Raw genomic sequence first — 7338 nt, 5'->3', positions numbered from 1 at the left:
GGAGGCGATGAAGGGGGCCACCACCTTCGAGCAGATCCGCGACGCGGGTGAGCGCTTCGGGAGGATTCTGGGGCAAGAGTCCGCCAAGGCGGTGGCCATGCTGCTGCTGGCCGCTATCGGGCAGACGGCGCAGGGGTTCGCGGCGACGGTGCAGACGCTGCCGGGCTCGGCTGAAGTGGCTGCGCAGGCTGAGGAGCAGGTGGGACTCTCTCTGCCGGCCCTGGGAACGGTGGAGGAGATCGCGCTGGCGGACGAGGGTGTCACCGTCACGGTGGCCGCCAACGCGGTGGCCATGACGGCACGGGGCACGGGTGGCGGCAAGGGGCCCTGCGTTGAGAAGCACCACATCGCCACCGTCTGCAACGACAAGGACGCCTCGCGTGGAGGCCCGTGGACGCCGAGGTTCCGGAAGATCTTCGCCAGGGCGGGGATGTCGCTGGAGGACCCAGCCAACAAGATGCCTCTGGAAGGCCACTACGGCCCGCACCCCGAGCGGTACCACCAACTCGTCTACAAGGCACTGACCGATGCAACGAGGACCTGCCGCAGCGTCGTGGAGTGCCGTGAGGGGCTGACGCGGGCACTCAAGGCGCTGGCAAAGGAGATCGCCACTCCGGGAACAGAGCTGAACCAGCTCGTCACCCGGTAGCCCCCGCGCTAAAGGGAGCCCATGCCCCAGCGTTATTTTGAACTCGCCGACGATGTGAATGTCCCGCACCGCTGGCACCTGAACACGCCGACGGACAGACAGGGACTCGAAGTGCACGATGGGCAGTTCACAATCGGGGCACCTGTCCACATCCAAGAGCGCTTGAGGATACCCGTCGAGATCGCAGGCAGGCCGCTGGACTTCACGGAAGCGAACGTCGGTGTCCCGGTGGTCCATATCCGGGTCGCGTCCCTGTTCGCGGAAGTGGCACCGGATGATGTGCAACTGATCCCCGTGGACGTGGAGGGTCAGCCGGATCAGTACCTCCTCCTCGTGGCCACACGCCTCATCGGCTGCATCGACGAAAAGGCGTCCCGGTTCGTTCGTTGGACGCCTGAGGAGGGGGCGCTTCACAACGCCCGGCGGTATTCCATTATGTACGAACTGCGCATCGACAAGGCCAAGGCGGGCAGCGCCCAGGTGTTTCGTTGCGAGGGGTGGGAGGGTCCCCTGATTGTCTCAGAGGCCATCAAGGACGGCCTGGAGCGCATGGGTGCCACCGGTACGCGGTTCGAGGAGGTCTAAGATAGCCTACTTGCGCGGCTGTCCGCTGCGCCGCACCTGGATGAGTTCCCCGACGATGGAGATGGCGATCTCCTCGGGAGTCAGCGCTCCAATGGCCAGCCCCATGGGCGAGCGGATGCGGTCCAGCGCCGCGTCCTCCACCCCCGTGGCCTTGATCCTCATGCGGAAGCGCTCCGCCTTGCGCCGGCTGCCAATCACGCCCAGGTACGCCGAGGGCTTGCTCAACAGCGCCTCCACCACGGCCTGATCCAGCGGGTGGTCGTGCGTGGTGACGCAGAAGTACTCGTGCGCGCCTCCCGCCACCGCTCGCGCGTGGTCCGCGGGATCCTTCCGCAGCACCTCGCAGCCGGGGAAGCGCTCGGAGGTGGCCCACTCGGGCCGGGCGTCCACCACGGTGACGCGGAAGCCGACCTTGTGTGCCAGGGAGGCCAGCTCCTTCGCCACGTGCCCGGCGCCGAACACCGTGAGCCGCGGCGGGGCCCCGTGCTTCTCCAGGAACACCTTCATCCGGCCGCCGCAGCACATGCCCAGCTCGTGGGTCAGGTGCGTCTCGATGACGCGCGTCTGCTCCGGAGCCTCCAGCAGCGCGCGCGCGGCCTCGATGATCTGGTGCTCGATGGCGCCACCCCCCACCGTGCCGCGCAGCGAGCCGTCCCCCAGCACCACCATCTTCGAGCCGGGCTTCTGCGGCGTGCTGCCCGCGCTCTCGATGACGGTGGCGAGGATGAACGGCTGGCCCTCGGCGACGAGGGCGGCGATCTCCGCGTAGAGGTCCATCGGCAAGGGCGAGCCTACCGCGCCCACCTAACCAAAGAACACCTGGGCCACCTTGAAGAACTCCTCGGGCACCCGCTTGAGCTCCTTGGTGGCCAGCGCCAGATCCTCGCTGACGATCTCGTTGCCTCGCAGCGAGGCCATCTTCCCGAACTCGCCCCGGGCCACCATGTCGCACGCGTGCACGCCGTAGCGCGTGGCCAGCACGCGATCGTGCGCCGTGGGCACGCCGCCGCGCTGGATGTGGCCCAGCACCGACACGCGCGTCTCGAAGCCCGTGCGCCGCTCAATCTCGTGCGCCACGATGCCGCCCACACCGCCCAGGCGCGGCCGGCCCGCCTCGTCCAGCGCGCCCGAGGTGATGAGCTGCTCGCCCTTGTCCTCGGACATCTTCACACGCGTGCCCTCGGCCACCACCACGATGGAGAACGAGCGCCCCGAGGCATGCCGGCGCTGAATGTGCTCGGCGACCTTGGCCAGATCCGCGGGCACCTCCGGCACCAGGATGACGTCCGCGCCGCCCGCGATGCCCGCGTAGGTGGCGATCCAGCCCACGTGCCGGCCCATCACCTCGCAGACGATGACGCGCTTGTGGGACTCGGCGGTGGAGTGCAGCCGGTCGATGGCGTCCGTGGCGATCATCACCGCCGTGTCGAAGCCGAAGGTGAAGTCCGTGCCGTTCAGATCGTTGTCGATCGTCTTCGGCACACCGACGATGCGCAGGCCCTCCTGGGACATGCGCGTGGCGGCCGAGAGCGTGCCCTCGCCGCCGATGGCGATGATGGCGTGGATACCGTTGCGCTCCACGGCGCGCTTCACCTTCTCCAGGCCTCCCTCGACCTTGAAGGGGTTCACGCGCGAGGTGCCCAGGATGGTGCCTCCACGGTGGAGGATGCCGGAGGTCGTCTCCCGCGTGAGGCGGAAGTGGCTGTCTTCCAGCAGGCCCTTCCACCCATCCTTCAGGCCCATCATCTCGAAACCGTGCTCGCTGGCACGGCGGACAACGGCTCGAATCACCGCATTGAGGCCGGGGCAATCACCCCCGCCTGTGAGGACAGCGACTTTCATAGAGAGTGGTTTCTAACGCGAGCGGAACCCACGGGTCATCCAAAGAGAGGAGGGCGCCGGGCGGCCCATGGGCGGGCGCTCTCCAACTGGGCGGCCAATCGGAAGAGGGTGGCCTCGTCCCCGAAGCGGCCGATGAACTGCACCCCCACGGGCAGGCCGTCCTCGCTCCAGTGCAGGGGCACGGACATGGCCGGGTTGCCGGTGATGTTGGCAAGCGGGCAGAAGGGCGTGAAGGCGGCGGCCCGGAACAGGGGCATCATGGGCTCGTCCGGTGGGGCGTCGAACGTGCCGAGCGGCACGGGGGGCTCGGCGAGGGTGGGCAGCAGCCAGGCGTCCACATCCACGAACTTCTGGGCGAAGGCCCGCGAGTAACGTTGCAGCGCGTCATAGGCCATCAGGTAGGAGGCGGCGGTGTTCTGGCGCCCCATCTCGTAGAGAGCCCAGGTGAGGGGCTCGAAGTGCTCGGGCGTGGCCTCGCGGCCCATCAGCGGGGCCAGCTTCTCGATGGCGACCACCGCGCCGCTGGACCAGATGGTCATGAACGTCTGCGCGAGGGCCTCCTCGTCGGGGACCTCCAGGCTGCTCTCCACCACCGTGTGGCCCAGGTCCGTGAGCAGGCGGATGGTGTTCTCCACGGCCTTGAGGCACTCGGGGTGCACGGGGGTGCCGGTGTTGGTGCGCGTGGTGAAGGCGATGCGCAGCTTGCCGGGTGGCGTGGCCACCTCCTGGGTGTAGGGGCGGGCCTTGGGCGGAGCGGCGTAGGGCGCGCCCACGTCGGCGCCATCGGTGGCGTCCAGCAGGGCGGCGCTGTCGCGCACGGAGCGGGTGAGGGCGTGCTCGGTGACGAGGCCGTGCATGATGTCGCCGATGTCCGGCCCCATGGGCATCCGGCCGCGAGAGGGCTTGAGGCCAAAGATGCCGCAGCAGGAGGCGGGGATGCGGATGGAGCCGCCGCCATCACCGCCGTGGGCGATGGCCACCATGCCGCTGGCCACGGCCGCCGCCGAGCCGCCGCTGGAGCCGCCGGTGGTGTACTCGAGGTTCCACGGGTTGCGGGTGGGGCCGAAGAGCTTGGGCTCGGTGGTGCAGATGATGCCGAACTCGGGGAGGTTGGTCTTCCCGAGGGTGACGAGCCCGGCGCGCTTGTAGCGCTGGGTGAGCTCGCTGTCGTGGGGCACCACCATGTCCGCGAAGAAGCGCGAGCCCGAGGTGAACTTCTTGCCCGCGTAGGCGGAGATGAGGTCCTTCATGAGGAAGGGCACGCCGGTGAAGGGCCCCTGAGGGAGCGGGCCTCGAGCCAGCTCGCGGGCCTCGTCGAACCACTGGGCGATGACGGCGTTGAGCTTGGGGTTGAGGCGCTCGATGCGGGCGATGGCCGCGTCCACGAGCTCCAGGGGTTTGACTTCCTTGCGGCGGACCAGGTCCGCCTGGGCGGTGGCATCCAGCGAAGCAAAGGCGTCCATAGGGGCGGGCACTCTACTCCTTTCGAGCGCGCCGCCACGGACTCTGTGCCCTGATTGGTTGCCTTCTGACGGGAGACCCTGGAGGGTGGGGTGGCTGTTCAGGAGAGGATGAGCACCACCCCGGTGCCCATGAGCGCGATGGCCATGAGCTTCTGGACCGTTACCGGCTCCTTGAAGAAGACGGCGCCGTTGATGACGGCCATCGTCATGCCGATGCAGCGCTTGATGGACTCGAAGAGGCTCACGACGACGAGCGGCAGCGCGAGGAACTGGAGCCCTTGGGCCGCCGAGGCGATGAGGAGCCCCACGGCGTAGGGGCCTCGGCAGCGGTTGACGGCGCCGAGCGCCCCCAGGTTCCGGCGCAGGGCCAGCAGGACGATGACGCACAGCGCGATGCCCAGGCACTGGATGAACGCGTGCACGGGGACGGAGGCGTAGCCGAGGGCGCGCTTGTCGAAGATGGAGCCCAGCGACCACAGCAGGGCGGCCGCGAGCATCATCAGGCTCCCGCGCTCCCGGGTGACGCCGCTCAGGAAGCGCGAGGGCCGCAGCAGATCCTCCCGGGCGAGGTTGAGCAGGAAGGCGCCAATGACCACCCAGGCGATGCCGAGCGCCTGGAGCGGCTGAGGCGCCTCTCCGAGCAGCGCCCGGGAGAACAGCACGGTGAAGACAGGGCTGAAGGAGAGGAAAGGGATGGTGAGGCTCAGGGGCGAGACCTGCAGCGCGCGCATGAAGAACAGGTTGCCCACCAGGGCGAAGGTGATGGAGCCAGCGGCCTCGGGGGCGTAGCCCGCGCGGGGAAGCTCCGCGCCCGCGCCGAGCATCCACACGGCGAACAGGGGCGCCTGGCCCATCCCCATGAGGGCCGTGAGGGGGAGGGGCTCAACCGAAGTGGCGAGCCGCTTGCGCACGGCATCGAACGAGCCGTAGCCGACGGAGGCTCCCAGGGTGAGGAGGACTGCTCCAGGGGTGAAGATCATCGCCCTTCTTCCATACCGGAAGGGTTCTTCCCTGGGGGCTTGTTCTGAAAGAAAGTGAGCGTCAACCCTCTCTGGCCCGAAGCCCTGAGCCAACCCAGCGCATCCCGTGAACGTCCGCGTCTTTCCCTCCGAGCAGGAAGCTGCCACCGCCTGCGCGGCCTACATCGCCGCCGAGGTCCGAGCCAAACCCGACCTGGTCCTGGGGCTGCCTACCGGACGCTCGCCGATCAACGTCTACAAGGAGATGGGGGCGCTGCACGCTCGGGGTGAGCTGGATCTGTCTCGCGCGACGACGTTCAACCTGGATGAGTTCCTCGGGGTGGAGCCGGAGGATCCGGCCAGCTTCCGTGCCTACATGGAGCGCCACCTCTTCCGCCACGTGAACCTGGCGCCCGAGCGCATCCACTTCTTCGACGGGAGCGCGCCGGACGCGGAGGCGGAGTGCGCGCGCTACGACGCCGCGGTGGCCTCGGCGGGAGGGATGGATCTGGTGCTGCTGGGCATCGGGCCCAACGGGCACATCGCCTTCAACGAGCCCGGGGAGTCGCTCCATGCGACGAGCCACCGCGTGCTGCTGTCCCGCGAGACGCGGCAGACGCTCGCGCCGCTGGTGGGGGACGATGTGTCGCGCGTGCCCATGGCGGCGCTGACGCTGGGAATCGCGCCGCTGATCCAGGGACGGCAGGTGCACCTGATCGCCTTCGGCGCGAGCAAGGGGGCGGCGGTCACGGCCATGGTGCACGGCCCCATCAGCCCGCGGTGCCCGGCGTCCTTCCTCCAACTCCACCAGAACGTGCACCTGTGGCTGGACTCGGTCGCGGCCCGCGGAGTGCAGCGCCGCTGAGCCTTCGCGCCAGGAGAAGCAGGGCGATCAGGTCTCTCTCAGCGCTGCTTCCAGTTGGTCGGCGGCCTCGAGCCAGGCGGTGCGCTCGATGCTCTTCACTTCTGAGTCTCTCCTCATGGTGAGCTGGATGTCGATGATGCGTGGGTCATCTTCGCCAGCCCGTGAAAGCTGATACCAGAGGGCCCACTCCTTGGGATGTCGTGAACCCCAGTGCTCGGTGCTTTCAGCCATGATGGCCCCTGCGAGGGCGTCCACCAGCCCCAGCGTGCACTGCCGCTCATCGTTCGTGAGTCGACTTGCCTTCCAGAGCGCCTCCACTGCGCTGGTGAAGTTATTGCCTCCGGGACCGCGGAACTCATCCTCGGTCTCTGGCCATGTCCGCGCAATGTGTGCTGGCTCTGCGTCCGTGGACTCGATGAATTCACGAGGCCAATGCACATTGGGATGATGCCGCTCGAAGGCAGGGAGCCGCCGCGCGACCTGCTCGCGGATCAACCCAACTGCGTGGCGACAGGTAATTCGAAGCAGGAGCTTCTCCGAAGCGGTTCGGCAGCCATTCCAGTCGCCCCGGTCGGCTGCGAGCCGGAGGACCCGCAGCTCTTCGTTGCTGGATGAAGGCACTGTCATGCGCTGGGGTCAGACCTACCAGACGATCCGACACTTCGTCCATTCGAGGGGGCCATCCGTCGCCTCGACGCAACAGGGGCAGCAGGTGATCGAGCCAGCTCTCTTTCCACCGATGCGGACGTTGTAGTGCTGCCCGATTCCTGGGCAAGGACCCTGCGTTGCGGCTTCAGGCTTATGCAGCGCAAGAGCCTGCTCACTCAGACGCTGCTTCATCGCTTCCAGCGCTTGCCGGGCGCTATGGAAGGAATACTCCTCAGGGAGCTCGTGGCACACAGGGTGGTCTGGCAGCTCCGCCCAGCATGTACGCCGCTGGCGAGGAGCGTCTTCTGGTTCCAAATCCCTCGAGGG

At 68.1% G+C, this 7338-nt stretch carries 8 protein-coding genes; 3 read left to right on the top strand and 5 right to left on the bottom strand.

What is annotated here, in order from left to right; genetic code table 11:
- Both ACJ8AT_RS37900 and ACJ8AT_RS37895 read left to right on the top strand, forming a co-directional pair.
- Window positions 1-649, top strand: a 649-nt coding sequence (locus tag ACJ8AT_RS37900) for an AHH domain-containing protein (protein ID WP_407742862.1), incomplete at its 5' end; no start/stop codon positions are given.
- Window positions 650-670: 21 nt separating this feature from the next.
- Complete coding sequence (locus ACJ8AT_RS37895) at window positions 671-1234, top strand: imm11 family protein (RefSeq protein WP_407742861.1); 564 nt, start codon at window positions 671-673, stop codon at window positions 1232-1234.
- Window positions 1235-1240: 6 nt separating this feature from the next.
- Here ACJ8AT_RS37895 and xdhC read toward each other — a convergent pair whose 3' ends face one another.
- From xdhC to ACJ8AT_RS37875, 4 genes are all read right to left on the bottom strand, one after another.
- On the bottom strand, window positions 1241-2011 hold the full coding sequence (gene xdhC, locus ACJ8AT_RS37890; RefSeq protein WP_407742863.1) for a xanthine dehydrogenase accessory protein XdhC: 771 nt from the start codon (window positions 2009-2011) through the stop codon (window positions 1241-1243).
- A 27-nt stretch (window positions 2012-2038) separates the two neighbouring features.
- Window positions 2039-3076 (bottom strand): 6-phosphofructokinase, encoded by a 1038-nt coding sequence (locus tag ACJ8AT_RS37885; RefSeq protein ID WP_407742860.1) that lies wholly within the window; start codon window positions 3074-3076, stop codon window positions 2039-2041.
- A 35-nt stretch (window positions 3077-3111) separates the two neighbouring features.
- Window positions 3112-4539 (bottom strand): amidase, encoded by a 1428-nt coding sequence (locus ACJ8AT_RS37880; protein ID WP_407742859.1) that lies wholly within the window; start codon window positions 4537-4539, stop codon window positions 3112-3114.
- 98 nt (window positions 4540-4637) lie between these two features.
- Window positions 4638-5519: a DMT family transporter gene (locus tag ACJ8AT_RS37875; protein WP_407742858.1), complete on the bottom strand. Its 882-nt coding sequence runs from the start codon at window positions 5517-5519 to the stop codon at window positions 4638-4640.
- Between the two features lie 106 nt (window positions 5520-5625).
- Between ACJ8AT_RS37875 and ACJ8AT_RS37870 the strand changes: the two genes are divergently transcribed.
- Window positions 5626-6363, top strand: a complete 738-nt coding sequence (locus tag ACJ8AT_RS37870; protein WP_407742857.1) for a glucosamine-6-phosphate deaminase — start codon at window positions 5626-5628, stop codon at window positions 6361-6363.
- A 27-nt stretch (window positions 6364-6390) separates the two neighbouring features.
- Here ACJ8AT_RS37870 and ACJ8AT_RS37865 read toward each other — a convergent pair whose 3' ends face one another.
- On the bottom strand, window positions 6391-6990 hold the full coding sequence (locus ACJ8AT_RS37865; protein WP_407742856.1) for a hypothetical protein: 600 nt from the start codon (window positions 6988-6990) through the stop codon (window positions 6391-6393).
- Window positions 6991-7338: the final 348 nt, after the last annotated feature.

This window comes from Hyalangium sp., assembly GCF_045802625.1.
Classification (GTDB): Bacteria; Myxococcota; Myxococcia; order Myxococcales; family Myxococcaceae; genus Hyalangium.
This window is presented reverse-complemented; position numbering and strand designations above follow the sequence as displayed.